This is a genomic window from Dawidia cretensis (genome assembly GCF_018598175.1).
Lineage (GTDB): Bacteria > Bacteroidota > Bacteroidia > Cytophagales > Cyclobacteriaceae > Ohtaekwangia > Ohtaekwangia cretensis.
On the sequence record NZ_JAHESE010000021.1, the window covers coordinates 26,863 to 53,065 of the forward strand.

Here is a 26,203-nt window from a genome sequence, read left to right on the forward strand (position 1 = left end):
ACATTCGTGTCTTCCCGTTAAGCTTTCCTGTCCTCCAGCAGTTTCTGAATGGCCATATACTCGTCGCGTAGCTTGGCAGCTTCGATGAACTCGAGCTCTTTTGCTGCTTTCTCCATGGCTTTGCGCGTACGGTCGGCCATCTTTGTCAATTCATCTTTGCTGAGGTATGCTACCACGGGGTCTGCTGCCAGGGTTGCTTCCTCGTCCTCCACGTAATAATTCCGCGTAGATTTTTTCGAGTCGGCCACTTTGGTTTGGCCGAGAATAGCCTCTTTTGATTTAATCACCGTCGTCGGCACAATGCCGTGGATTTTATTATACTCCTGCTGCTTCAAACGACGACGATTTGTCTCCTCAATCGCAAGCTGCATCGACTCCGTCACTTTATCGGCATACATGATTACGCGGCCGCCGGCGTTCCGCGCGGCGCGGCCGATGGTCTGTACCAGCGAGCGCTGGTTGCGGAGGAAGCCTTCTTTGTCGGCATCGAGAATGGCAACGAGTGAGACCTCGGGCAGGTCAAGACCTTCCCGCAACAGGTTGACGCCGACCAGTACATCGTACACTCCCAGGCGCAGCTCGCGGAGCAGCTCCACACGCTCGAGCGTGTGTACTTCGGAGTGGATATAGCGGCACTTGATGCCGACACGATCCATGTATTTGGTCAACTCCTCGGCCATGCGTTTGGTGAGTGTCGTTACCAGCACGCGCTCGTTTTTTTTCACGCGCTCGTCAATCTCTTCGAGGAGGTCGTCGATCTGGTTCTTGCTCGGGCGCACATCAATCTCCGGATCGAGCAGGCCCGTCGGACGAATGATCTGTTCCACCACCACGCCTTCTGATTTGCGTAGCTCATATTCGGCGGGCGTCGCGCTGACATACACCACCTGGTTCATGAGCGCCTCAAACTCGTTAAACGTCAGGGGACGGTTGTCGAGTGCCGACGGCAGGCGGAAGCCGTAGTCCACCAGGTTCACTTTGCGTGACCGGTCACCGCCCCACATGGCGCGAACCTGCGGTACGGTTACGTGACTTTCGTCAATTACCAGCAGGAAATCATCCGGGAAGTAATCGATCAGACAGAAGGGGCGTGCGCCCGGGGCACGACGGTCGAAGTAACGCGAGTAGTTCTCAATGCCTGAGCAGTAGCCCAGCTCGCGCATCATCTCGAGGTCGAACTCAGTGCGCTCTTTTAGGCGCTTGGACTCCAGGAAGCGCGTGTCTGTTTCAAACAGCTTTACCTGTGCTACCATGTCGTCTTGAATCTCGCGCATAGCCTGGTGCAGTACCGACTTGCCGGTCACGAACAGGTTGGCGGGGAAGATGGTAACGACAGGTTCGTCGGATAACTTTTTGCCGGTGTCGGGATCGATGCGCTGGATCGATTCGATCTCATCACCCCAGAAGTAAACGCGAATGGCATAATCGGCGTATGCCAGGAACACGTCCACGGTGTCGCCCTTCACGCGGAAGGTGCCGCGTTTAAACTCGGCCTCGGTGCGGTGGTATAAAATGTCGACAAGGCCAAACAGCAACTTGTTACGTGCGATGACTTCGCCTGCTTTGAGCTTGATGACGTTCTTCCCAAACTCATCGGGGTTTCCGATACCGTAAATGCACGACACCGACGCCACCACAATTACATCGCGCCGGCCGGTGAGTAGTGCTGACGTTGCGCTCAGGCGCAGCTTCTCAATCTCTTCGTTAATGGAGAGATCTTTTTCGATATACACATTGGACGAAGGAATAAACGCCTCCGGCTGATAATAATCGTAGTAGGAGATGAAGTACTCCACGGCGTTTTCCGGAAAGAACTGCTTGAACTCGCCGTACAACTGTGCCGCCAGTGTTTTGTTGTGGCTCAGCACCAGCGTGGGCCGGTTTGTTTGGGCAATGACATTCGCCATCGTAAACGTCTTACCAGATCCCGTCACTCCGAGGAGGGTCTGATGTGCCTCGCCTTCGTTTACGCCTTTAACCAACTGCTTGATAGCCCCCGGCTGATCGCCGGTAGGCACATATTGACTGGTGAGTTTGAAATCCATGCCGGAAGTTAATGTTTTCTGAAAATCCCTTTGTTGTTAATCGCATTGGAGGAGAAATAGTTTCATTGCGGACACACCGGCGCTTTGCGTCCGTTGTAAAGCTGAATAAAAAAAGCCCTTGCCGGTTGGACAAGGGCCTTTATATTCAGCGAGTATGCCAGATCAGTTATTCCAGATCGTCCAGGACTTTTCGGCCTGTATGTGCAGCATCTCCAGGCCATTCTTAATGGTGGCGTTGCGCATCTCTGCTTTTTGCAGAAACAACGTACGCGCCGGATTATAGATCAGGTCGTATACATAATGATCGGCTCCAATCTGTTCAAAATCAACGGGAGGCACAGCTTCTGTCTTCGGACTCATGCCCAGGGGTGTGGTATTGACGATCAACTTGGATTGTTGCAGGATGGACGGATCCTTTTGCAAGTCTTCATAGGTAATAACACCTTTCCGGGATTCGCGCGATACGACCTGGAAGGAAACCTTCAGCTTTTTCAGGGCTTCTTGTACAGCCTTGGAAGAACCGCCGGTGCCGAGGATCACGGCGTTAAATTGTTTATCGGTGGGCAGCCACTTTTCGATGGTTTCAAAGAATGCGTCAGAGTCCGTGTTAAAGCCTTTCAGCTTGCCGTCCTGGATCTTGATCACGTTTACGGCGCCAATCTGTTTGGCAAAGCCATCGACCTCGTCGAGGTACTTCATGACTTGCTCTTTGTACGGAATCGTTACATTCAGGCCGGTAAGGCCACGGGTATCTTTCAAAAGCGCCTCCAGGGCGTTGATGTCTTCGAGCGGAAACAATTCATAGTGATAATCGCGGAGGCCTTCGCGAAAAAATTTCTCGTCAAAATAAGATTTTGAGAATGAGTGGCTAACGGTGGCTCCGATTAGTCCGAATACTTTTTCCATGTTCAGATTGTTGTTTTTAGTCCTGCTGCAATTCTTTCAATTAAAACCATCATAAATACCCCCAAGGCCATCATCAACATAGCCTGGAACACCTGAGGGTCTTTACCGGTCGTTACCAGATAATTCCATGGTAAGATACTTCTGTCTGCAACGGGTATTTGCTCACCTTTGCCAGTGATAACATATTCTTGCACTTCGCGCCAGGGCCACACTTTATTGAGTGATCCCAGCATGAAGCCAGCAAGTAAAGCTACTGTAGTGCTGAGATAATTGTCTATTATCCAGCTTAAAAATCTTGCCACGCCCAGCAAACTGATGGCGCTGCCGGCGGCAAAAAGACTCAGCACGGGCAGGCTCATTTGGCCGAAGGCCCATACCATCAGCTGGTATTTACCGATGAGCACCAGAAAAAATCCACCCGACAGTCCGGGTAGTAACATGCCCATCGCACCGGCCAGGCCGGCTACAAAGGCCCATAAAAATGTATTCGAGGTATGAAGGGGCGGAAACAGCGTGAGGCCAAATGTCGCGGCCGCGCCAAACAGGAAAAAGAGCACCGTAGAAAGGCTCCATTTCCGGATACGGCGCAGGGCGAGTGGGGCGGCCATCAGGATCACGCCAAAAAAGAATGAAAAAAGCGGAATAGGGTAGCGGCCCAGCAAATGGATCATGCCGCGCGATAGGATCAACAGACCGAAAAAGACTGCGACAGCCCACGTGGCGAGGAAATTACCGTCGATCTTGGCCCAGCAGTCCGCAAAGCGTTTATGGCCGATCAGCTCGAAGGCTTCGCGATCGATGGCCCGCAGTGCACGGACCAGGCGCTCGTGTATGCCGCCCATGAACGCCACCGTGCCTCCGGATATTCCCGGAATGATGTCCACCGCCGCCATGGTTAATCCCTTACCAAACAGGATAATATAATCCAGGGGTTTCTTCAATACTCTCCGCTTAGTCGATTTCGAACGGCGGCGCCGTGTTGGTGTTTTTTTTCTCGATGCCGAGGAAATGGAGGAAGGTATCTCCGCGCAGGCCGAGGCGAATGGTTTCCAGCGGTATTACCTCTTCTGGCGCGATGTTGCCCAGGTTGACATTGGCACCCAGCAACTTGATGAACCAGACCTGTTGTGCCTTCTGGGGGGCTTCCCAAATGATCTTTTCGAAGGGAATTTTGGTGAGGATCTCTTGTACAAGGCCAGAGCGAACTTCACCGGTGGAGCGGAAAAGGCCTACGTTGCCGCCTTCGCGGGCTTCGCCAATTACTTTCCATGCGCCGGCATCGAGCTCCTTCTGCATGAGGTCGATCCACATATAGGGCGGGATGATCTTATCTGCGTCTTTCGAACCAACTTCGGACAAGACTGTCACTTGCTCGGAAAGTTTGGCGATGTAGTCGCATTTTTTGTCGTGGTCCAGGTCGATAGAACCATCGGAAACCTCGGCAAATGACATGTCGAATTTATCCAGCAGACGACGATAGTCGTCAAATTGGTCACGGATTACGAATGCTTCGAACAGTGTTCCCCCGAAATAGGTGGGAAGGCCGGCTTCCTTAAAAACTTTCAGTTTGTCTGTCAGGCGAGGTGTGACGAAGGAAGTAGCCCACCCGAGTTTCACGATATCTACGTGGTCGGCACACATACTGACAAAATCTTCGGCTTCACGGATACTCAGGCCTTTGTCCATGGCCATAGTAAAGCCGTATTGCCTGGGCTTTGTGGTACGCTCAGGCAGGTTTTTAAGGTCGTAATTCATTAATTGTTTTCTTTTCTAAACTGCTCGACGATCTTGTACAGCGCCTTTTGAGTTTCCAGTTTGGGGAAGAAGTCAAACAGCGCAGTGTGTCCATCGAAGTCCAAAATTAAGGCATTTTCCAAATAATTAAAGGCTTCCTTAAAACGGCCTGCTTCGATGAGGTACACCGTCATGCGGTAGAAAAGTTCGGCATCGGCCGGAATGTCGCCAAAACCGACTAATAATGTGTCGATAGCCTTGTTCAGGTCGCCCTGCTCAAAGTAAATAAACGACCAGTTTAGCCAGATCTCCTTGTCCTGGGGATCGAGCTTGGCAGACTCTTCGTAGGCGTCAATGCTCGAAACGGTATTGCCGACTTTAAATTCGGCGTGGGCAACGGACTTCCAGTATTCGGGATTTTCCGGGTGAATTTTGAGTGCTTTGTTGTAGAAATGCAGGGCCTGGTACCATTTTTCCTGTTTTTCCAGGCAGGCACCGGCGCCGAACCAGGCCTCGTCATACAAGGGGTCCAGCTTGGCAGCCTTCTGGAAGTACTTCAGGCCCAGGTCGTATTGCTCCAGGCTTTCGTAGGCGGCCGCCAGGCAGCAGTATACTTCGGGGCTGGGACCTTCCAGCTCGATGGTCTTGCGAAAGGCGTCCAGCGCCTTGGTGTACTCGCCCAGGTTCATATGGGTGTTACCCATGTTGAAATAGGCCGAGGCAAAGGCGTCGTCGATAGTGATGGCATAGTCGTAAGCATGCATCGCCTCCTGGTATTTTTCCAGCTTGTTATACACGATACCCAGGTTATACCAGGCGGGTGCCGAGTACGGGTCTTCGTCGATAAACTTCTGGTAATATTCAATGCTGCTTTCCAGCTGTCCCGTTACGTCGAGGCAGAAGGCCAGCTCGTATAGCGCGCCGTCGTGGTTGATGTTGAGCTCGATGGCTTTTTTATAGACCTCGATCGCCAGGGTATAATTTTCCATACTCTGGTAGGCAAGACCGATGTTATAGTATACTTCGTCTTTGTCGTCGGCAAACAACAGGGCCTGCTCGTAGTATTCAATCGCTTCATTGTGTTTTCCCTGTAGCGATAATACCGAGCCAATGGTCAAAAATATGTCTGGGTCGTTGGGTTGAAGGGCATGTGCCTCTTCCAGCAACTCCAGGGCTTCATCGTACTCTTCTAAGTTCGAGAGGATCTGAGCTTTGATCGTGATCAGCTCGGTTGAAAACGGATATTGACTAATGGCCTGGTTTACAGCTTGCAGAGCTTTGTTATGCTTGCCTCTGAACATGTAGAAGTCAATGATCTGTTCGTAGGCGTCCAAGTCGAAAAATGCTGCCTTTTTCTTACGGAGGTGTTCTTCAAATCGCCTAATGAGCTCATTTCCTTCTTCTTCTCGTTTGCGGTATTCTCTCGGCATGGACTAAAGGTTTGTCCTAAAGTAGATAATTTATGCGGTAAAGCTACGACCTTTCACCCGATTTTTTGCCCGCCGTTTTGGTCATGTAATATTGGCAGCACCATTGCAGACTGGCATCAATCGGTTGAAATTCAAACGACAAAGTTTTGCGAATCTTGTCATTCTCAAATAAAAATTTTGTGCCTGCTTTACGGGCTGTTTCGCGGGTAATGAGGGGCTCTGAGCCCGTCAGGAATGAACGGAAACCTTCCACCCATGCAACAACGTTTAACAGCGGTTTGTTCAGTTTGACAGAAGGTGCTTTTTTGTTAAAATTCGCCGCGATTTTTTGGAATAAATTTTCGAAAGAAATGTTTCCCGCGTTGGCAATAAAACGCTCTCCTTCGATGGGTTGGTGCAACAGTCCTACAGCAATAGCGGCTACATCCCGTACGTCGACATAATTTATATACCCGTCGGTATAGAATGGCTTTTGATCCCAGATATACTTAAACACCTTTGCGCTGCTCTTGTGCCAGTCGGCCGGTGCGAGTATGACGGAAGGGTTTACAATCACCGTGCTAAGACCTTCTTCCTGACCGCGAAAAATTTCCAGCTCGGCGTAATATTTGGATTCGGCATAGCGTGAGGAGGCCGCGTCGCTTACCCACTTGTTGGACTCGTCAATGCGGTCCTGTCCCTTCTGCCGGCCCAATGCCGCCACCGAGCTGATGTGTACCAGGCGGCGTATGCCCTGGTCGAGGCAGATATTCACTACGTTGCGCGTGCCTTCGATGTTGATGTCCATCATGTTTCGGGCAAAGCGCGGACTAAACGATACGATCGCCGCGGCGTGTATCACGTGTGTAACGCCCTGCAGGGCCTCGGCCAGCGCCACTTCGTCGCGCACGTCGGCTTCGCGCCAGGTGATCTTGTCCGCCACGTCGGCGAGCAGCGACCTGTCACTATCTTTTCGGGCGATGGCTACAAATGGTTCCTGTTGCGCCAGAAGCCTCCGCACAAGGAAACTACCCAGCAGTCCGTTTGCCCCGGTAACAGCGATCATGATTTTGAGGTTAGCTAAAGTGTATGATTGAGCAGCGGTAAAGATAAGGCTTTTTGAAAGTACTTCATGCCTTGTGCGTGCGCAATCAGCTGGGCGTGCTGCATATGGTGGCAATCGCTGCCCAGGAAATGAACCCACCCTTTGTCAATCAGGCGGTTGGCCGCCTGTTGTACGTCGCGGGAGTAATAGCCTGCGATGGAGCCTATGTTGACCTGGAACAAAATGCCCCGGTCGAGATAATCTTGTAATTTGGCCTCGTCGCGCAGCAGGTACATGTATCGCTCCGGATGCGCCAGCACCGGGCGATAGCCTTTGACGGAAGCTAGGAAAATGAATTCCTTCATGTTGAAAGGCTCCGTCAGGAAGTTGGTTTCGAAGAGCAGGTAATTTTTTCCCAGCGTCAGTAACGGCATGTTGTTCTCCAGCATGTGCATCAGCTGGGCGTCCAGGTAATACTCCGCGGCACTGTGCAGCTCGATCGTCACGCCACGTTCGTGCAGGTAGCGGCGCAACTCGTCCAGCCGGGCGAGGATGCCGTCGGTGGTATTGCGATAGCTGTCGCTCATGACGTGTGGCGACGTGATGAGCTTGGTATATCCCAGGCGTTGAAACTCGCGGATGATCTGCTCGGCCTGCTCAAAGGTCTGCACACCATCGTCCAACGCCGGCAGCAAATGCGAATGCAGGTCGGTGGTGAGTGGTGTTGCGGGCGGCGTGTCCTTTTTCTTAAACCAGCGAAGCACAGTGGTATGGGAAAAGTAGTGTATTAACGTTTGAAGAGCGTACGGATCATCTCCATCTTGCTGTCGCTCTCGTCCTCATAGTAGCCGTAGCCGTTGGTGTTCTCGCCGAGCATGGGCAAGGCATTGAGCAAGGTGGTTACGTTGGTGATATGGTTGATGGTAATGATACGTTGCAGGTTCTTGATGAAATCACGTTTCGAATAATCCGCCCGGAAAATATAGATCGACATATCGGCTTTTTTCATGGCCTGAATCCCGTCGGTCACCAGCCCCACCGGGGGCGTGTCGAGCAGAATGATATCGTAGTGCTTTTTGAGATCTTCCAGGATCGAAGAGAACTCGCCGTTCAGCAACAGCTCCGACGGGTTGGGGGGAATCGGTCCGGAGGGTATATAGTCAAAGTACTCGAGGTTTGTATGCAGCACGCAATCTTGCCACCGGTCCTTGCGGATCAGGACGGTGCTCATTCCTTTTGAAGGATCGGGGATCTCGATCGGCAGATTAGCCTTTGCCTTGCGCATGTCGAGATCGATCAGTACTACCTTCTTGCGCGAGATCGCAATCGCGCCACCCAGGTTCAGCGCGACAAACGATTTGCCTTCCCCCGAGATGGTAGACGAAAGGGCCACGACACGCTGCGGCGACTCTGTCCGGAAGAAATCCAGGTTGGTACGCAGCGTACGGATCGCTTCGCTGACCACGGATTTCGGATAATTTACTACGTGCAAATTTTGAATGCCCGTATGGCGCGAAGCGGGTATCACCCCCAGCACCGGTACACCCGGCAATTTTTCCAGCTCGTGCTGCGCGGTAATTTTGTTGTTGACCAGGTATAACACACCGATCACAAAGAGAATCAGCATTAGGCTGGCCACCAGGCCGATGCCCGCAATCATCGCGCGGTTGGGCGAGATGGGGGTAGTGGGAAGCGATGCCGGCGAAAGGATTTTAAAGTCAGGGGTGGTACCGGCCTGGGCAATTTCAAAGCCTGCCTTTGACTGCATCAGTGACAGGTAGAACTCTTCGTATAGTTTGTAGAAGCGTTGGTTCTTGGAGAACTGCGTGCTCTTATCGGGCAGGTTGGCAAATTCATTTTCGAGGCTGCTCTTGCGCCGGTTCAGCTCCTGTAACCGGATCACCCACTGGTTCTTCATTTCTTGTAGCTGCTGTGAAGCCTTGCGTGTGCGGGTGTCGATCTGTTGCTGCTGCTCGCGATAGGCAAACGTCACTTCGTTATACGACAGCTTCATACGCTCCATCTCCTGCGTTAGGTCCTGAATGTGGTCGAGATTTTCATATAGATAGTCGGGTAGGGCTTGCTTGAGCGTCGGTGATAAAAATATCTCGTGGGTCTGAATGCCGTCCAGCAGCCGGTTTATATCGCGGATGCGCGTGGTCAGGTCGTAGCGTTGTGAATCAACGGTGTTAATGGACTGGATCGTTTTGGCCAGGTCCTGATCCAGGTTGTTGGTTTTGTTCTGCAGCGTAAACTTCTTGAAGTAATCTTCAAAGCCTTCCATTTTCATTTCGATCTGCTGTAGCTCTTTGTTAAGCCAGTCGATCTTCTGTGTGTTGGTCAGATTCTTTTGCTGGTGGCTGTAGCGCAGATACATCGCGTCGACGGTGTGTACAATGGCCTGAGCTTTGGCGGGCTGATTGTCCTTGAATGCTACACGGATCGTTTTTGCCGAGTAGTTCAGCGGCTCGACAATCAGGTTTGCCGTGATATAATTCAAAAGCACATCGCGGCTGTTGATGACGAAAAACAGATCGATTTCGTCGGTCGTGGAAAAGCTTGTATTCTTGGTCAGCACCAGCTCGAAGTTAGTGGAGCGAACCGGTGTGTCGTAGGTGCCTTTTACTTTGTTACCTTCTTCGCCTACATGCAGATAAAATTCATCGTCGTTGATCTTTTCAAAAAAGATCTGCTGGTTATAGGCCGTGGTACGTTTGGGATTGTAATCTACCTGAATCGGAGTGGCGGTAAAAAGCTCGTGGTTGAGCACCTCGCCCTTGCTGAAATAACTTACGTCGAGGTTGAGCGAGTCCAGCACCTGGTTCAGGAAGAGCTTGGCGCGAATCAACTCGATCTCGCCCGAGATAGGGTCGGTGGCCAGCGGGTCGTCGGCCACAAAGGTTTCGATGCCGAGCGCAGTGGCTTCGTTCTTAATGTCGAGCTTGATCTCCGACGACGACTCGTACAGATCTTTGGTATACCGGATCATGATATAGGCCGCCGCATTTATGGCTACAAAGATCAGCAGCAACCACCACAGGTTGCTCAGCACAATGACCCGCAGCTTGTGAAAGTCGATACCTTCCTGGTGGCTGGTAGTGGGGGCGATATGGGGTTTGACCGGTTCCACAGGTGAAGGTTATAATCCGACGATCACGACCACCAACGTGGCGATGCTTGTTAAGATACTCAAGATAGGGCCATAGTCACGCACGCCCTCAATAAACGGCCGCCGGATGGGCTCGACGTAAATAATGTCGTTGGGCTGGATCACCATGTTGTTCTCTAAGTACCCGGCAAAGGTGCTCAGGTCGGCGATCATAACCGTTTCCCCCCGCAACACACGAATGTTATACGCTTTAGCATCGTTGCTGACACCTTTTGCCAGTGCCAGCACTTCCGTCAGGCGGATGTTCTCATTCGTCAGCGGAATTACCTGGCCGCCCGGCGCACCCAGTACGACCACACGCTTGTTCAGATACTTTAACCGGATATACATGCCGGCATAGAATTTTGTATAGGTCTGCTGCAACCGGTCTTCTGCCTGCAGCAGTGTAAGCCCTTCCAGGCGAATAGTATCGATCATAGGGAATTTCACCACGCCATCCTGGTTGACCAGGTAACTGCGTACTTCGTCAACGCCCACCGGAGTGGTTTGTACGGGACGGTCTTTGTCGAGAAAACGATCGGGGTCTACCAGGCGTTCGCCGTTCTTGGTATAGATCTCAATGGCCAGCTGATCATTTTTCTGAATACTGTAATTCTTCTCCGCAGCGTCGGCCTGCGCCTTGACGGCGTCTTTTTGGTCGACCTGGAACATGATGTTCTGCCGGTAAGAGGCACAGGAAGAGGCCAACACGCCCAGGATCGCCAGGACACACGCTGAACGAAAAAAGGAAGTTCGTTTCAAGTTAAAAAATGCGTTAATTTCAGCTTAATATCGTGAAATTACGGATTTTCTTAACAACTCTTCCAGTGTCGGAAGATGCTGGTCCTTTTCGGACAGAATAGGGTCGTTTATTTGCCAGTTAATATTCAGCTGGGGGTCGTTCCAGCGTACACCGATTTCAGACTCGCGGTGGTAATGATGCGTGCATTTGTAAAAGAAAACGGCGTCTTCCAGCGCCGAAAAGCCGTGGGCGAACCCTTCGGGCACCAGCAGCATGTTGTTGCGACGGGCCTCTAGCAGGCAATAATACACCTTGCCAAAGGTCGGGGAACCGGCGCGCAGGTCAATGGTCACATCCAGGATCGTGCCCTGAAATACCGACACCAGCTTCGTTTGGGCGTGTGGCGCTACCTGCATGTGCAAGCCCCGTACAACACCCTTTTTAGAGAACGATTTGTTCTCCTGGACAAACTTGTCTTGTATGCCGTGTTTGGCAAAGAGGTCTTCGCGGTAAAACTCGTAGAACCACCCGCGGCTGTCTTCTAGAACAGAAGGAAAAATTTCCACCAACCCTTCTATACCGGTTTGCTTTACTTCCATGAAAAATCAATGGCCAGTTACGATGCCTTTTTGAATTCGCTGATCGTCTGCAGGTACTTGTCGATGACAACGGACTCGCTGTACTCCGTTTCCATCTTCACCCGGCCATTTTCTCCAAAAAGCTTGAGGGTGGCACTTTCCATGTCGGCCATCTCCTTCATCTTTTCAGCCAGGTCGTCTGCATCTTTCAGCCTGCAAAGAAGGCCATTAAAATTGTTTTTCACAACATGGTTGCAGCCCGGCACATCCGTGGCGATAATGGGCTTAGACGAACTGGCGGCTTCCAGCAACGTGCGTGGCGTACCTTCGCGGTACGAGGGCAACACCACGCAGTCGGCCGCGTGAATGAACTGACGCACGTCATCGGTCGTACCCAGGTATTCGATGATGCCCTGGTCGATCCATTCCTGGATCACCTCGGTCTTGATGCCGCGCTTGTGCAATGGGTCCATTGCACCCAGTACCTGGAAGCGGGCGTTCACTCCGGCCGCGCGTAATTTCTTAACGGCTTCAATGTACTCCAGCACACCCTTGTCGGTAATGAGGCGGGAGATCATTAAAAATGTAAAAGTGTCATTGCGACGGAATGCCATTGGCTGGAACTTGCGCAGGTCAATGCCCGAACCGGGCACCAGGTCCACGGCACGCTCGGGCACAAGCTTGCGGGTCACAAATAGTGTTAAGTCGTCGGGGTTCTGGAAGAAGACCTTTCGCGCAAAGCGGAAACTGATCTTGTAGAGCGCGATCGCAATAGCCGACACCAGGTTATCCTTCAGGAACACCGTGCCCAGGCCACAGACGTTATTAACGACGGGAATTTTCAGCATGGATGCCGCCAGGGTACCGTACACATTCGGCTTGATAGTGTAGTGTAAAATGACGTCGGGGCGGATTTTTTTGTAAATCGTATACAGTTCGACAATTAGAGCGGAATCCTTCACGGGATTCGCTCCCCGGCTGTCCATCCGTACCTTGTGGTGCACGCAACCGGCGGCCACAAGGAGATTTGTGTACTCATCTTCGGGTGCCACGGTGTGCACCTCATGCCCTTCTTCAAGCAGGGCGCGAACAAAGTTCATCCGGAAATTGTAAATATTCCAGGACGTGTTGAGGACGATAGCAATTCTCATTTGGGCTCTGGTTGAGAAAATTGAAATTATCCTGAATCCGGTAAAGGGTAGAAAATTCAGCTGTACGTGGGGAAATTCCAGCTTGAATTCGGGTGTTGGTGTATCATCAAAAATAGGAAAAAGTAACCTAACCTTGCAACAACCTTAAAAAATAATACGTTAAGAATTGTTCACTTTTGCAAAAGATATGAAGGAAGCAGAAAATACAGCCGTTTTAGTAGCACTTAGCAGCACCCGCACCCAGGAGGAGACCCAGGAGCATCTTGACGAGCTGGCTTTTCTAGCAGAGACGTCGGGCATCAAGACCATCCACCAGGTCGTGCAGAATTTGCCGCACCCCGACTCGCGCACCTTTCTCGGAAAAGGTAAGTTGGCGGAGCTCAAGCAGTTCGTGATGCAGCACCAGGTACGTCACATTATCTTCGACGAAGACCTCACGCCGTCGCAGCTTCGCAACCTCGAGCGTGAGTTCAATCCTAAAGAGCAAGAAGATTTTACGGTGCGCATCTACGACCGCAGCTTGTTGATCCTGGATATTTTCCTGTGGCGCGCGCAGACCGCTCAGGCCAAGACGCAAGTAGAGCTTGCCATGAACCAATACCTGTTGCCCCGACTCACCCGGATGTGGACCCACTTGGAACGCCAGCGCGGTGGTACCGGTACCCGTGGTGGTGCGGGTGAAAAGGAAATCGAGACCGACCGTCGGAACATCCGTCAGCAGATCACCGTCTTAAAAGAGCGGCTCGAAAAGATCGAAAAACAACGCGCCACCCAGCGCAAGTCACGCGGCGGCGTTGTGCGTGTAGCCCTGGTGGGTTATACCAACGTCGGCAAGTCAACGCTCATGAATTTGTTGTCCGGCTCCGGCGTACTGGCCGAAGACAAGCTCTTCGCTACAGTCGACTCCACCGTACGCAAAGTAGTGTTTGGCAACATCCCGTTCCTGCTGTCCGACACCGTAGGGTTCATTCGCAAGCTGCCCCATCACCTGATCGAGTCGTTCAAATCCACCCTCGACGAAGTGCGCGAAGCCGACCTGCTGCTCCACGTCGTAGACCTGGCACATCCGTACCACGACAACCAGATTGAGGTCGTTACCAAGACCCTGGAAGAGATTGGCGCGGCCAATATTCCAACGGTTTTGATACTGAACAAAATCGACCTCTTCCGTGAAAAAAATCCTGACGTAAACCTCGAGGAAATGAGAGGTTTTTACCGCGAGAAAGGTTTTGAGCACGTGGTGTTTGTGTCGGCGACGGGCAATGAGAATATCAATGGGCTGAAGCAGTTGCTCTTTGAGAAGGTAAAGGAGAGACATATTCAGATCTTTCCGAACTTCTTTAAGGATGGTTACGAATTTTCTCCCTGGCCGATCGAGTCGGTGTAATGGTTCAGGATCTTATGGTGACTAGGCAATAATTTCTAAATTTCTATATTTGCGCCCTTGCTCAGCGACCATGGAGGCTGTTTGTGGCAGGAATGGCCCCATAGTTCAATGGATAGAATAGGAGTTTCCTAAACTTTTGATGCAGGTTCGATTCCTGTTGGGGCTACTACTAAAAAGCCTTCTAATTGTTAAAATTGGAAGGCTTTTTTATGCCTGACTGGAAGGGAATCGAACTGCGCTATAGTATCACTATCTTTCTGTTCGATGAGAACTTCAACTTCCTCGAAGCTGCCTGGATCAGATCGCCATTGATTACGAATAGGTCCTCTATGTCGCGGTGATAGACGCGTTTGAGTTTGGCCACCAAATTATTCTTAGCGAGAATCTTAATCATCATGTGGCTTTTACGCCTGTCTAGAGGAATCCACGTTAAAATCCTCACAAATAACTTCGACAACCGAATTAGTACTAAGAGAAATGATCTTATTTGGGATAAGGTGTTATGGAGATCGCCAAAGATCTCAAAGAGCGTGGCTAGTTAGATATCACGGAATGTTTTATAGACGGGACTTTTGAAAGTGCCAAAAAAGGGGGCTTCATATTGGTGGAAAAACTAAGCGAGGCAAGGACACCAAGATCATGGCAATCACAGACGCTTCTGGCCGTCCTATCTCCCTAGGGCCACAGGAGCCAGTACACACGGAAGTGAAGCCATGGATCTGGAGATTCAAAAAAAAGTCTTTGAATACTAACGGACTTTATCGAATACGGTCTTCCAGGAACGCTCGTCGCCGGATAAGGTTATTTTTGCATTGGCCTGAACAGAAATAGTCCTGCCATCATTGCTCAACTTCCAAACCTCTGTTACGTAAACAAATTGTTGTTTCTGAGTATTTATACTAAAAGGAACGGCAGTCATCAGGCGTACAATTGAGTTAACAGTCATAGTTTGTCCACCAGCCGACATCTTTACGGTAAACTTCTTTCCTCTTCCCCGGCCATGATTAATTTCGCTTTCCTTACCGTCGAAGGCCAGTTTCTCCTGGCTTGTAGCCAGCACTGCGCCAGGAGACGGGTTTGGTACTTCTATGGTTAGAAAATCTGCCTGTTCTGCTATTTTCATTGTTTTAGAGAGCATACGATCACCCTCGTCATATAAGCAGACAATATTTCCGCCCATACTTATCGACTCTTTGGATTTCCATTCGCCAGAAAAGTTAGTTTCGGAGTTGGTGCTATCTTTTTGCAGGCTTGTTTCGTTTTGTTCGTTACAGGAGGTGCAAAAAATAAATATAAAGAGCAAACCAGATGTGTATTTCATCATTTTATCATTTTAGTTTCAATTCCAACAAACCTACAAGTCTTTGTGCTCGGCTTTGTAAAGCGCTTGTAAAAAGATGTAAACGAAATGTAAAAGTTGCTTGGATGACAAAATGTGAATGCTAAATACTGACAATCCTGCATAATCATTAGTGATTCTTTGAAAGCAACTGTGTTTGAAAACAAGAGAGATTTGGGATTCGCCATCATCTGAATCATAAAAAATAGTGACAATTAGCTCGCCCATGTCAAAAGATACCGAAATTCAATTTTCGCCATATCCCGGAAGAAATTCCTTCCTTCAAGCCGCGTTTAAAGAGATAGCCTCGATTATGACGGAATGACAGATTGTCATTTTTTCAAGTCAGCAACCCTTAAGAAATCTTGGCTCAGCAAGCACCAATGCAACGCACTCCGGTCTACATTTTCGATTTAAGAGCAAACTTTTCGGAGTTTGCTTTTTTGTTTTCAGTATTTTCGATTTTTTACCTCTAAACCACAACAGTAATGTGTAAGAAGATGCTGTTTACCGCCTTGGCTGTAATGCTGAGCGTAAGCGTAGTTGTTTGTCAGGATTTGCTGGACGTCGATAAAGTTAAAGACTCAGAGTTATTTGTTGTTAAGAAGGGCTACGACGTTCAGCAACGGCTTAAAGAGATTGAGTCCATCGTCGGAAAAGACGTGACAGTATATGAGGTGTCGGGCAAGCAGAATAAAATAAAGGCCGTTTATACTGGAAAGGCTGAAATGGCCAGCCATCCGAAATTTTCAGACAGGGATAAAGCATCGTTGATAGTTGTTCGGACATTCGAAAATGGAGTAATGCGTGCATATTTTCCATTGACGAATAACAACAAGTACAGAATTTATTTAAAGGAGGCAGTGAAATGATCTACTGGACGAGATTCAATCGAACGGGCAATTCCTTGAATTTGGTAAAATTTCTATAATTTCGTTCGATAATCGTAGTTTACAGTCTACTACTAAAAAGCCTTCTAATTGTTGAAATTGGAAGGCTTTTTTGTGTCCGACTGAAGAGGAATTGAGATGCGCATACGATACAGCCTATGCCACATCTCATTGCAGTTAAATACTAGTATGCAAAGTGTCAGACTGCCTCTTTTGTAATACCCTAATTGTTTGAATGAAAATTTCTCTCAATCTGAAGTGAAAGGCAATCTGTCGCGCACGAGTCGAAAACGCAAAAGACTAAAAAGGGATATAGCAAAGTTTGTGCACCTGTGGCCTATTATTGGCTTTCGAATGAAGTTAGATCGGAATAAAACGCTAATCTATGAGTAAGTTCTCTGAAGGTAAAATTGTAGGATGGACACAATCAAAATACGAAGATATCTACATTTGGGAATCAGGAACATTGGCCTCCTTTCGGGGACGAATGAAGCTAGCGTTTGAACTCGCCGCTCATTTTGACGATGCTAACAGAGGTGATTTGCAAAATGCTGCGCGGCGGAACGCAGTAGTAAATATGGTGAGTTCATTAGAAGTTTATTTTAGAGATTTAATTGTTGCGAGGACTGGAGATTGGGAGATGGATGGTTTTTCCGAGCTATTGAAAGATAAAATGTCTTTAAATGACGCTTATGATTATTTTAAAGGTACGACCGTTACGAAAGAAGCGCTTGTGGCTAATCATTATTCCTTTCAAAGCATTGAATCAATAGCATTCGTATTTGATCGACTGACAGGATGTGATTTTTTAAAATGTATCGATAATGCGGAATACGTTGATTTTGTTGGAGACTCGCCGATAGGGTATTGTACCTTTCGTGGACATTTCCCTGAATGGAGAAAACTTCTTGCGGATGTGTTTAACACCCGGCATAAGATAGTTCATGAAGCTAAATTAGATTATACTCTAATAGAGGAAGATTGGATTGACTATCATGGTCTATTGAACACGCTTCCATATGCGGTTGAATGGGCACTCGGTGAATTATACACAGAACGTTGCTATAATAAATTCAGGCATGACACGGAAAACCCGGACGACCTGCCATTCTGATATGATTTCTTGAAAGCTATAAATTAGACTCAGTAATCCCGACATGCAGATTCCTAAAAATGGATACGGAGCTGCTTGCTAAATTCCAACTTCTCGTTAGGCTTCATAAAACATATCTCAATGCTTTCTCCTTTTCGCACTGGGGTGAAAAGGAGAAAGAAGCCATCAGAAGCAATTTCACGTATCATTCAACAAAAATTGAAGGCCTTACGCTGACTTACGGGGAGACAATAAAATTCTTGAAAGATAATATCGTAAGAACCGGAATGAAGATGAAGGACGTCTACGATCTCAAAAATCACCGTGATGTTCTTAATAAGATTTTTTCCGCTTTTGAAGAAACAAGCCTGAGCGAACAGACAATCAGAAGCCTTCATGGGGAACTGATGAAGGATGATGCGCAGTGGGAGGTTCAGGATGCTTTGCTTGCTCCGGCAGGCCATTATAAAACCGAAGATAATTTTACGTTGCGTCCCAATGGCCAGTATTACATGTACTTGGAGTACCAAAGGTACAAGGGGCTGTTCGAACGTTGGTGGAGGAGACTCAGCAGCAACTGAATGAACGACATGCGTGGGAAGCCGAGCAAGACTATTTCAAACATCCACTTTCGGTCACTGCCGGTTTTCACTACAGTTTTTTACAGATTCATCCGTTTTCCGATGGAAACGGACGGCTGACAACCCTTCTCCTATTAAAGCACCAGCTGCCTCCTTTTATCATCCGGGAGGAGGAAAGAGGGGTTTATTTTCAGGCACTCATCGATTCAGAAAATGATTCGCGGCATATGCCGATTATTGAATTTTTCGTAAACAAGGCGATCGATCTAATGAAACAGCGGATCGCATTAGCAGAACACCGTGATACCTCTGCACCTGATTTTCACGAACCGTCTGTTTAGCCCAAAAAGGCGGTTCATTTTAACAATTTATTATTTACCCGTATCGACTCACACCTCTCAGGAGTGATTCGGAGAATGGTTTGGTCTTTATTTCTGTCGGAATGGTGAGAGTTCGGCCGACTTTCGGAGATTAAGTTGATGGTTATAGTTTTATTACAAGCAGGCATCACCACGCTAGGTCTAATCCTGGCGGTCGCCGCCATCATCTATATCATCTATATCTTCTTCTCTTCCGGCCAGTCTATCCATCGTATGCCTGTTCGTACGAGGTTTCATTAGGGGATTGCAAATGATTTGGATATATTCGAATTACTGTCTTCCCTAAGCATATGAAGTTTCGTTTTTTGCTCAGCCTGTTCTGTTGTTTTTCGATTGTATTTGCCTTGCGCGCCCAGACCGCCAAGGTGAAGGAGATGCAGCAGGTTTTTGTAGCCGACTTCTGCGAATGCCTGGAGGAGAAACTTAGTCTCGATCCCAAAATAATTTTATACAACCAATCGGAAACGTGCATCCGTGGCATCCTCGCGAAGCGCGCGGAGTTGTTTATGGAGGCCCTCGTAAGCGATACCGTTGGCGCGGGATTGCCGGACTATGAACGAGGTCGTGCGTTTGGTAAATACCTCATCATAAATACAATTGAAGACCTGGTAGTGAAATGTGCCTATTACCGTCAGGCGATGCAGGAACTTAAAGTCATGCTGGCGCGGCAGGGCGGTGTCGAGCCAGGCACGGCAACGCGCGAGCGGGTGCAAAAGGCTGTAGCAGAATTGCATACCCGCGAAGTGGAAGTGCCTGACGTAAAGCAGCGCGCTATGATGTATTGTATTTTGGCCGTGGCCTGGGAATTTGCCGGCGATAAAATCGAAGCCATGGCGTGGTACGAAAAGTCGCTGAAGTTGCACCCAACCACCGCGGCAAAGGGGCTGCTAAAATTGTTGCAGATTAGCTGATACAGACTGCCCGAAACCTACTCACAGCTCACAACCGTCTTTGGAAGAACAGCACAGTTTTACGATGCGCTTCCCAAAATCAATTTGAACGTGTAGCCACACTTTCTGAACGATTACCTATCGTTCCGGCCGCTTCTTCACCACTACTTTTGATCCATCATCAAAACAAAGAAGAAGATTATGGCAAAGAATTATCTCATACAGATAGCGAACTACAATCATTGGGCGGATAATAAGATCATGGAATGGCTCCGTCAAATCAGTGACGAGCAATGGGAGCAAGTAATCGTCAGCAGTTTCAATAGTGTCAGTCAAACGGCAACTCATATCGTTAGTGCAGAGAAGTATTGGGTCGATCTTTGGACGCAGATTCCCGAGCCAATATTTTTATCTGCGCAATTCAATGGCACTAGAGATGGACTAATTGAGATTTGGAAAAAGTCCTCGGCCGATATCAGCACGCTTGTGAATAGTTTTCCAGAAGGGAATTATTCGCAAAGTATCATTTTCAAATACCCAAGGACCGGTCGTATAGGTCAAATGCCGTTTTGGGAAACAGTGGCACATGTCATTAACCATTCTACCTACCATCGGGGGCAATTGGTGACGCTTCTACGCCAGGCAGGCTATATAAACTTGTCTTCTATTGACATGGCCACTTATTTTCAAATGAATAAAATCTGAGATCAGCATCTGAGTACCATGTAGTTAGTAGTATTACAAACGTTTGCATGATTAGCGGGTGTTAAAATAAAATCATGGCCGCCTCGTCCTTTATAGTTGACAACCTAATCCTGAGGTGATGGACCCAATAAACGGCGACAACCAGTCAGTACGAACACATACATTTTCGGAGTTACTCATCATTCTAGGTCAACCCAGACAGATCGATGGACTTCAGGTGACTGTTACAGAGAACGAAAGAAAAGCAATTCCGATTTTCTATCCATTTCGATTCGACCAATATTTTTTAATGATGGTTAGCGCAGGAGAATTGTCATTAAAGCTGAATCTGGTAAATCATGTCATACGCGAAGGTGAATTTGTTTTAATTGAACCGGGAACGATTTGTCAATTCACCGGTTCTTCGGAATTTATCTCGAGTGCATGTATCTCTTTCTCAAACGACTTTTTATTGAAGGCAGGTATCTATCAGAAATATACTTCTGCCTTTAAGTTGCTGGGGCCGAATCTGAGCACCCACCTGGTGTTGGAAAAGGAAGAGATCGCATTGTTGTCGGGCGTTCTTAAAATGCTTTATGCCAATATCGTTACCCGCGAAAAGAATGAGTTCTCACAAGAGATTATTCAGCACAATTTTAGCCTTGTGATCTATGAATTGATAAATGTTTTCTATCATCATCATCGGGAATTAAAATCAAAACCTACGCGCAAACAGGATATTACTGCGAGCTTTATGAAGCTGCTAATAAAGCGTTACAAGGAAGAACGAAGTGTCCAGTTTTATGCCGGCCAGCTTGCGATCACTCCCCGATACTTAACACAAACGGTGAAGGAGGTGGCAGGCAAAACAGCGGGTGACTTAATTGACGAGATGGTTATCACGGAAGCGATGATTCTGCTCAATGATCCGGTTTGCTCCATCGGACAGGTTGCTGTTTTATTGCAGTTCAGTGATCAGTTTTTCTTCAGTAAGTTTTTTAAGAATAAGACGGGTCTTACACCATCCGAATATCGCAAGAGCAAACAACACACGTTTGTTATAAAGGAAGAATTGTCCGTCCCTTCTCAAGAACGAATACTTTCAGACATAACTTAAGTACATTTCAACATTCTTTACACGTTACGTGTACTCCATTTTTGTATTGCCATCCTGGGGGATGGCAATCACAATGGACAGGTCATCAAAAAACATTGTTTCAATCGTTGCAGGCCTTACGCAGCCCCTGGAGATTGCTATTATTCGGCAGTTACTTCAGCGTGATGCGCTGGTAATTGTTCCGGCATCCAATGCCGATACCATTCTTCAAATTAAAAGTGAAGTAGCTGATATTTCCACGGGTTCATTAGTGACACTGGTCACTGACCCGATGGACTATGAAAGATCAAAGGAGATCACGGATCACATTCAATCCAATTACGGAAGAATAGACCTGGTCATTATCCTATCCTGCACTACCTATCCTACCCTACCACTTACCGAGCTGGATTATGTCACATGGGACACGATGCAATGCGACAGCATGTCCTATTGGTTTATGTCCGCAAGACTTGTGCTCCCATTGATGAAACGTCATAGACGTGGCACCTTCATCCAGATCTGTAATGACCCCGTTCAAAAAATGGGTGCGCCATCACCCCTGGGCAGGATTGCAAGCCTGCTACAAATGGAGCTATCAAAGGAACTTGATCGTGAAGTAGGTGTATACGGCGTGTACTACTACCATATATTCTCGCATCCTGAAGATGAGGACGTAGACAGAGCGAAGGAAGCGGCCTACATTCTTGGACTCTATCAGGACAACGTTAACCAGACAAGGTCACTGTTTCATACAGCATCCAACCACCTACTCACGAACACTATATACTAAACCCTACATGGTTTAGTATCCATACCCAATTAAAAAAAACAAAACGACTAATTTTTATGAATGCACTTAAACAATTGTCCTTATTAAGCCTGGCAGTCATCCTGCTGGCAAGTTGTGCTAAAAAAGAGGACAACGAGGTAGCTGTTCCGACGTTGAAAGTCAGTACACGGCAATTAACAGCCAATGGAATTGCGGAGACACTTTCCTATAGTGGATCAATAGAAGCTGATAATTTGGTTGCACTGGGATTTCTGGTTCCCGGAAGAGTAACGGCTGTATATGTGGAAGAGGGGCAACACGTCAAGGAAGGACAATTGCTGGCTTCAATAGAAACCATCGAGTATCAAAACAACGTACTTCTCGCAGAAGCCTCACTTGAGCAAGCACAGGATAATTTCAACCGACTTGATGAGCTCTATGTAAAGGGGAGCTTGCCTGCCCGCGAGCATCTGACGGCCAAGGTTGCACTGTCACAAGCGAAAGCAAACAAGAGTATTGCTGCGAAGCGACTAACGGACACGAAACTGTACGCTCCATTCGCTGGCATTGTTACAGCAAAAGAAATTGAAAAGGGTGCTATCGCTTCCAGCGGTATCATGGCCTTCACAATTGTGAAGACCGATTTGGTCTATGCAAAAATCTCAGTCTCAGAAAGTGAAATCAGTAAGCTCGCGATCGGTACGGGGGCAACCGTCACCATTCCTGCTATCAACGATACAAGGAGTGGAAAAATCAGCATCCTCAACCCACAAGCGGATGCTTCTACACGAAGCTTTGAAGTGAAAGTGCGCCTGGCAAACGGGAACGGAAAACTTCTTCCCGGAATGTTGGCGAACATAAACATCTCAACTGATCACAAGCGCGACGTGTTGACCGTACCCGCTGATGCCGTAGTACGAGATCCGGAAGAGCTCACCTACGTTTTTATTGTAGACGATAAAAACAGGGCAATTAAAAAGAGAATTGTAATCGATGGCTTGTCGATGAATGAGATCATTGTTTCTGAAGGACTTCACATTGGCGACCGCGTAATCATCCGAGGGCAGAGCCAGCTGAAAGACGGCCAAACCGTAGCACTTTGAACTGCCTTGTATTTACAATGATTAGATAAGCAGATATAAATGAAAAAACGCAGAATAAATATTATTGAGGCTTCGATGAAGTATAGCCAGCTATCGTTGCTGATTGCCGGGTTACTGGTCGTTGTTGGTATCGTGGCATTGATCACCATGCCCCGAAGCGAAGATCCGCGAATTACCGTGCGACAAGGTATAGTCTTTGCACTTTATCCGGGTGCGGATGAGCTCCAGGTCGAAAAGCAAGTGACCGATAAAATAGAGCAATTCCTCTTCAGTTTTGAGGAAATCAAAAAAGCAAAGACACGCTCGGAAACCAAGGAAGGACAGGTCGTCATTATCGCAGAGTTAAACGATAATGTAAAAGATCCCAAGAAGTTTTGGAGTACGCTGCAGCATGGATTGAACAGTACCTTGCGTCCTACACTTCCGCCGGGTGTGCAAGGTCCGATTGTCAACAGTGAGTTCGGTGACGTGGTGGCACAAATGATCACCGTAAGTGCGCCTGGCAGAAGCTATGCTGAAATGGAAAGCTACCTGGACAAATTGGAGGACGGCATTAAGACTATTCCCGAGGTGTCCAAGATCAATCGATATGGCGGGCAACGTCAACAGATCTACATCGTTGTAGACGATGAAAAGATGCAGCAATATGGATTTGATTTTGCCTCGTTATCTGCCGTACTGCAAGCACAGAACGTGACGAACCATACCGGCGACATTACGCTCTCGGCCAGCAATGTTCCCATCTTTGCAAACAGTCGGTATAAAGATGAGGCCGCTATTGGTAACCAGATTATTTTCAGTACTCCGGACGGCAAAGTGGTTCGTCTGAAAGATGTAGCACGTATTGAAAGACGCTATGAAGAACTGAATAGTTTTATAAAAGTTGGGAGTGACAAGGTAATGATGCTGACAGTGCAGATGCAGCCGGGGAATAATATTGTTTATCTGGGAGATGATCTGAAAGAACGAATTGATGAAGTAAAGAAGACGTTACCCGCAGATGTCGGTATCAACACCATCGTTGATCAGCCGGAGGTAGTGCGGGAACGGGTAAGTCACTTTATGGTGGAATTTGGAATCGCCATCGCTGCTGTTATTGTGGTGGTCATGTTACTGCTCCCATTCCGCGTTGCTTCGATATCTGCGATTGCAGCACCGGTGTCTATTGCCATAACCTTTGCCATCCTTAATTTAGTGGGGATAGAAATCCACCAGGTATCACTGGCTGCGCTCATTGTTGTACTGGGCATGGTGGTGGATGATGCGATTGTAATCGTAGATAATTACATTGAAAAACTCGACGAGGGTGTTGCAAACTGGACGGCAGCATGGCAAAGCGCCACGCAGTTAATGGTGCCCGTGTTCACGGCAACCGCAGCTATAATTTTTGCCTTCATGCCTCTGGCCTTTGTGCTTCGAGGACTTCCCAAAGAGTTCATTGTGTCCCTACCAATCGCGGTGTCTATTGCGTTATTCGCTTCATTTTTAGTTGCCCTGTTGCTGACACCATACATGTGCTATGTCTTTTTGAAAAAGGGACTTAAGCATCATGTGGCAGACCGCCCTGTAAAGAAGAACGTACTGGATTATTTACAAGAGGGATTTAACCAGGCGGTAGAGTTCTGTTTCCGCTGGCCAAAGTTAACCATGTTCACGGGACTGTTCTCTGTCTTCCTTGCTATGGTTATTGGTGGAAACGTGCAAGAAGAGCTATTTCCGATGGCGGAGCGAAATCAATTTAATCTTGAGTTGTGGATGCAAAACGGAACTGACGTATCAGAAACAGCCAGGGCCGTAGAGAAGGTAGAAGCAGCAATAAAAGGTGATCCTCGCATTGTAACCACAGCCAGCTTTGTGGGGACTTCCTCTCCACGATTCCATGCTACGTATGCGCCGGAAACACCACGGGAGAATTTCGCGCAAATATTTATTAACACAACCAGTGAGCAAGCTACTGTTGACCTTATCGAAGAATACTTGCCGAAGTTCCAAAACTTTCTGCCCAACGGTTTCGTGCGGGTAAGACAGTTGTCAAATAAAGAAACTCCGGCCCCGGTTGAAATTCGTGTTGTAGGAGATAATCTTAAAGATCAGAAAAAAGTCGCTGCACAAGTAGCGGCCATTGTCGAGAAGGCAAAAGGAACCAATTGGATCCGCACCGATTATCAGGATGACTACTTTGGTGTGCGCGCCATTATTAAGGAAGATGCTGCGAGCCGCCTGGGTGTGAGCCATGCTGCGATTACACAAACATTAGGCGGTGAGATAAAAGGAAACATCGTATCCACATTATGGGAAGATGATAAATCCATCGACATCGTTCTGCGACTGGACGGGAAAAACCGGGACAGCTTGAACAAGCTTCAAAACATCTACGTCACTTCGCAATACAATACAAAGGTACCACTCAAAGATGTAGTAGAGCTTCAACCCGCATGGCATACGGGGGTTATTGCTCACCGTAATGGACTTCGCACACTCACGGTGCGATCCGAGGCACAGTTGGGAGTCACGGCAACTACGATTGTCAATGAAGTCAAGCCGAAAATTGCAGCCCTTACTTTGCCCGAAGGTATTTCGATCAACTACGGAGGTGAAGTGGAGTCTTCCGGAGAAACATCGCCCGATATGGGCAAGTCATTACTGATTAGTCTGATGCTTATTTTCCTTACGTTGTTATTTCAATTCAAAAGCATTGGTAAGGTGTTGATTGTGCTGGCCGCATTTCCGCTGAGCTTGCTGGGTGCCATGCTGGGACTTTTTTTAACAGGCAACCCGATGGGTTTCACTGCTTTTATTGGCATTATAAGTCTGATGGGAATTGTGGTGCGTAACGGAATCATCCTGGTTGATTATGCCGATGAATTGATTCGCGAACATGGATATGCGCTGAAGGCTGCAGCAATTGCATCCGCAAAACGAAGAATGAGACCAATTTTTCTAACCTCTTCTGCCGCGGCAATCGGCGTTGTTCCGATGATCTTAAGCAAATCTCCATTGTGGTCACCGCTGGGAAGTGTGTTGGCGTTAGGACTTGTCTTCTCTATGGTGATGACATTGTTTGTAGTACCCGTGCTTTACTTCTGGTTTATAAAACCCCAGACTGTCCACCAGGAAATCAACCAGCCCGATGCAGATGAACACATTCAGTATAAGCCGGAGGTCATTTGATCTTCCACTACACGGAAAGTATTCTCGTAAGTCTTAATCGAAATAATATCATAAACAAC

23 protein-coding genes and 1 tRNA gene are annotated in these 26,203 nt (G+C 48.1%); 12 read left to right on the forward strand and 12 right to left on the reverse strand.

Features of this window, described 5'->3' with window-relative positions; all coding sequences use genetic code 11:
- Nucleotides 1-17: 17 nt before the first annotated feature.
- The 11 genes from uvrB to KK062_RS18725 form a co-directional block, all read right to left on the reverse strand.
- Entirely contained in the window at nt 18-2,045 is a 2,028-nt protein-coding gene (gene uvrB, locus KK062_RS18675) for an excinuclease ABC subunit UvrB (protein WP_254085861.1), read from the reverse strand.
- Between the two features lie 162 nt (nt 2,046-2,207).
- A complete protein-coding gene (locus KK062_RS18680; protein WP_254085862.1) occupies nt 2,208-2,951 on the reverse strand; it encodes a shikimate dehydrogenase family protein in 744 nt (247 codons plus the stop codon).
- 2 nt (nt 2,952-2,953) lie between these two features.
- Complete coding sequence (locus tag KK062_RS18685) at nt 2,954-3,892, reverse strand: DUF368 domain-containing protein (protein ID WP_254085863.1); 939 nt, start codon at nt 3,890-3,892, stop codon at nt 2,954-2,956.
- Nucleotides 3,893-3,902: 10 nt separating this feature from the next.
- Complete coding sequence (locus tag KK062_RS18690; RefSeq protein ID WP_254085864.1) at nt 3,903-4,706, reverse strand: phosphosulfolactate synthase; 804 nt, start codon at nt 4,704-4,706, stop codon at nt 3,903-3,905.
- Nucleotides 4,706-6,115, reverse strand: coding sequence for a tetratricopeptide repeat protein (locus KK062_RS18695; RefSeq protein WP_254085865.1), 1,410 nt, complete (start codon nt 6,113-6,115; stop codon nt 4,706-4,708). The genes KK062_RS18690 and KK062_RS18695 overlap by 1 nt, the downstream gene beginning before the upstream one ends.
- Nucleotides 6,116-6,158: 43 nt before the next feature.
- Nucleotides 6,159-7,160, reverse strand: coding sequence for an NAD-dependent epimerase/dehydratase family protein (locus KK062_RS18700; protein ID WP_254085866.1), 1,002 nt, complete (start codon nt 7,158-7,160; stop codon nt 6,159-6,161).
- Nucleotides 7,161-7,174: 14 nt separating this feature from the next.
- Nucleotides 7,175-7,903: a tyrosine-protein phosphatase gene (locus KK062_RS18705; protein ID WP_254085867.1), complete on the reverse strand. Its 729-nt coding sequence runs from the start codon at nt 7,901-7,903 to the stop codon at nt 7,175-7,177.
- Between the two features lie 23 nt (nt 7,904-7,926).
- On the reverse strand, nt 7,927-10,269 hold the full coding sequence (locus KK062_RS30955; protein WP_254085868.1) for a GumC family protein: 2,343 nt from the start codon (nt 10,267-10,269) through the stop codon (nt 7,927-7,929).
- 9 nt (nt 10,270-10,278) lie between these two features.
- Entirely contained in the window at nt 10,279-11,049 is a 771-nt protein-coding gene (locus tag KK062_RS18715; RefSeq protein WP_254085869.1) for a polysaccharide biosynthesis/export family protein, read from the reverse strand.
- Nucleotides 11,050-11,073: 24 nt separating this feature from the next.
- Nucleotides 11,074-11,628, reverse strand: a complete 555-nt coding sequence (gene rfbC, locus KK062_RS18720) for a dTDP-4-dehydrorhamnose 3,5-epimerase (RefSeq protein WP_254085870.1) — start codon at nt 11,626-11,628, stop codon at nt 11,074-11,076.
- A gap of 17 nt (nt 11,629-11,645) precedes the next feature.
- The gene (locus KK062_RS18725; RefSeq protein ID WP_254085871.1) at nt 11,646-12,758 is read right to left on the reverse strand and encodes a glycosyltransferase family 4 protein; all 1,113 of its coding nucleotides are present in this window, start codon (nt 12,756-12,758) and stop codon (nt 11,646-11,648) included.
- A 187-nt stretch (nt 12,759-12,945) separates the two neighbouring features.
- Between KK062_RS18725 and hflX the strand changes: the two genes are divergently transcribed.
- Both hflX and KK062_RS18735 read left to right on the forward strand, forming a co-directional pair.
- Entirely contained in the window at nt 12,946-14,145 is a 1,200-nt protein-coding gene (gene hflX / locus KK062_RS18730; RefSeq protein WP_254085872.1) for a GTPase HflX, read from the forward strand.
- A 94-nt stretch (nt 14,146-14,239) separates the two neighbouring features.
- A tRNA-Arg gene (locus KK062_RS18735) sits at nt 14,240-14,311 on the forward strand.
- A gap of 582 nt (nt 14,312-14,893) precedes the next feature.
- Here KK062_RS18735 and KK062_RS18740 read toward each other — a convergent pair.
- On the reverse strand, nt 14,894-15,469 hold the full coding sequence (locus KK062_RS18740) for a hypothetical protein (RefSeq protein ID WP_254085873.1): 576 nt from the start codon (nt 15,467-15,469) through the stop codon (nt 14,894-14,896).
- 503 nt (nt 15,470-15,972) lie between these two features.
- Here KK062_RS18740 and KK062_RS18745 point away from each other — a divergent pair.
- The 10 genes from KK062_RS18745 to KK062_RS18790 all read left to right on the forward strand — a co-directional run bounded on the left by KK062_RS18745 (nt 15,973) and on the right by KK062_RS18790 (nt 26,144).
- Nucleotides 15,973-16,356, forward strand: a complete 384-nt coding sequence (locus KK062_RS18745; RefSeq protein ID WP_254085874.1) for a hypothetical protein — start codon at nt 15,973-15,975, stop codon at nt 16,354-16,356.
- Between the two features lie 403 nt (nt 16,357-16,759).
- Complete coding sequence (locus KK062_RS18750; RefSeq protein ID WP_254085875.1) at nt 16,760-17,488, forward strand: HEPN domain-containing protein; 729 nt, start codon at nt 16,760-16,762, stop codon at nt 17,486-17,488.
- A 59-nt stretch (nt 17,489-17,547) separates the two neighbouring features.
- Nucleotides 17,548-18,048, forward strand: coding sequence for a Fic family protein (locus tag KK062_RS18755; RefSeq protein ID WP_254085876.1), 501 nt, complete (start codon nt 17,548-17,550; stop codon nt 18,046-18,048).
- Nucleotides 18,024-18,389, forward strand: coding sequence for a Fic family protein (locus KK062_RS18760; protein WP_254085877.1), 366 nt, complete (start codon nt 18,024-18,026; stop codon nt 18,387-18,389). The genes KK062_RS18755 and KK062_RS18760 overlap by 25 nt, the downstream gene beginning before the upstream one ends.
- A gap of 329 nt (nt 18,390-18,718) precedes the next feature.
- A complete protein-coding gene (locus KK062_RS18765; protein ID WP_254085878.1) occupies nt 18,719-19,339 on the forward strand; it encodes a hypothetical protein in 621 nt (206 codons plus the stop codon).
- Nucleotides 19,340-19,519: 180 nt separating this feature from the next.
- Complete coding sequence (locus KK062_RS18770; RefSeq protein ID WP_254085879.1) at nt 19,520-20,023, forward strand: DinB family protein; 504 nt, start codon at nt 19,520-19,522, stop codon at nt 20,021-20,023.
- A 118-nt stretch (nt 20,024-20,141) separates the two neighbouring features.
- A complete protein-coding gene (locus tag KK062_RS18775) occupies nt 20,142-21,119 on the forward strand; it encodes a helix-turn-helix domain-containing protein (protein WP_254085880.1) in 978 nt (325 codons plus the stop codon).
- A 61-nt stretch (nt 21,120-21,180) separates the two neighbouring features.
- Nucleotides 21,181-21,891 (forward strand): SDR family NAD(P)-dependent oxidoreductase, encoded by a 711-nt coding sequence (locus KK062_RS18780; protein WP_254085881.1) that lies wholly within the window; start codon nt 21,181-21,183, stop codon nt 21,889-21,891.
- Nucleotides 21,892-21,947: 56 nt separating this feature from the next.
- Entirely contained in the window at nt 21,948-22,973 is a 1,026-nt protein-coding gene (locus KK062_RS18785) for an efflux RND transporter periplasmic adaptor subunit (protein WP_254085882.1), read from the forward strand.
- 39 nt (nt 22,974-23,012) lie between these two features.
- Entirely contained in the window at nt 23,013-26,144 is a 3,132-nt protein-coding gene (locus tag KK062_RS18790) for an efflux RND transporter permease subunit (protein ID WP_254085883.1), read from the forward strand.
- The last annotated feature ends 59 nt before the right edge of the window (nt 26,145-26,203 follow it).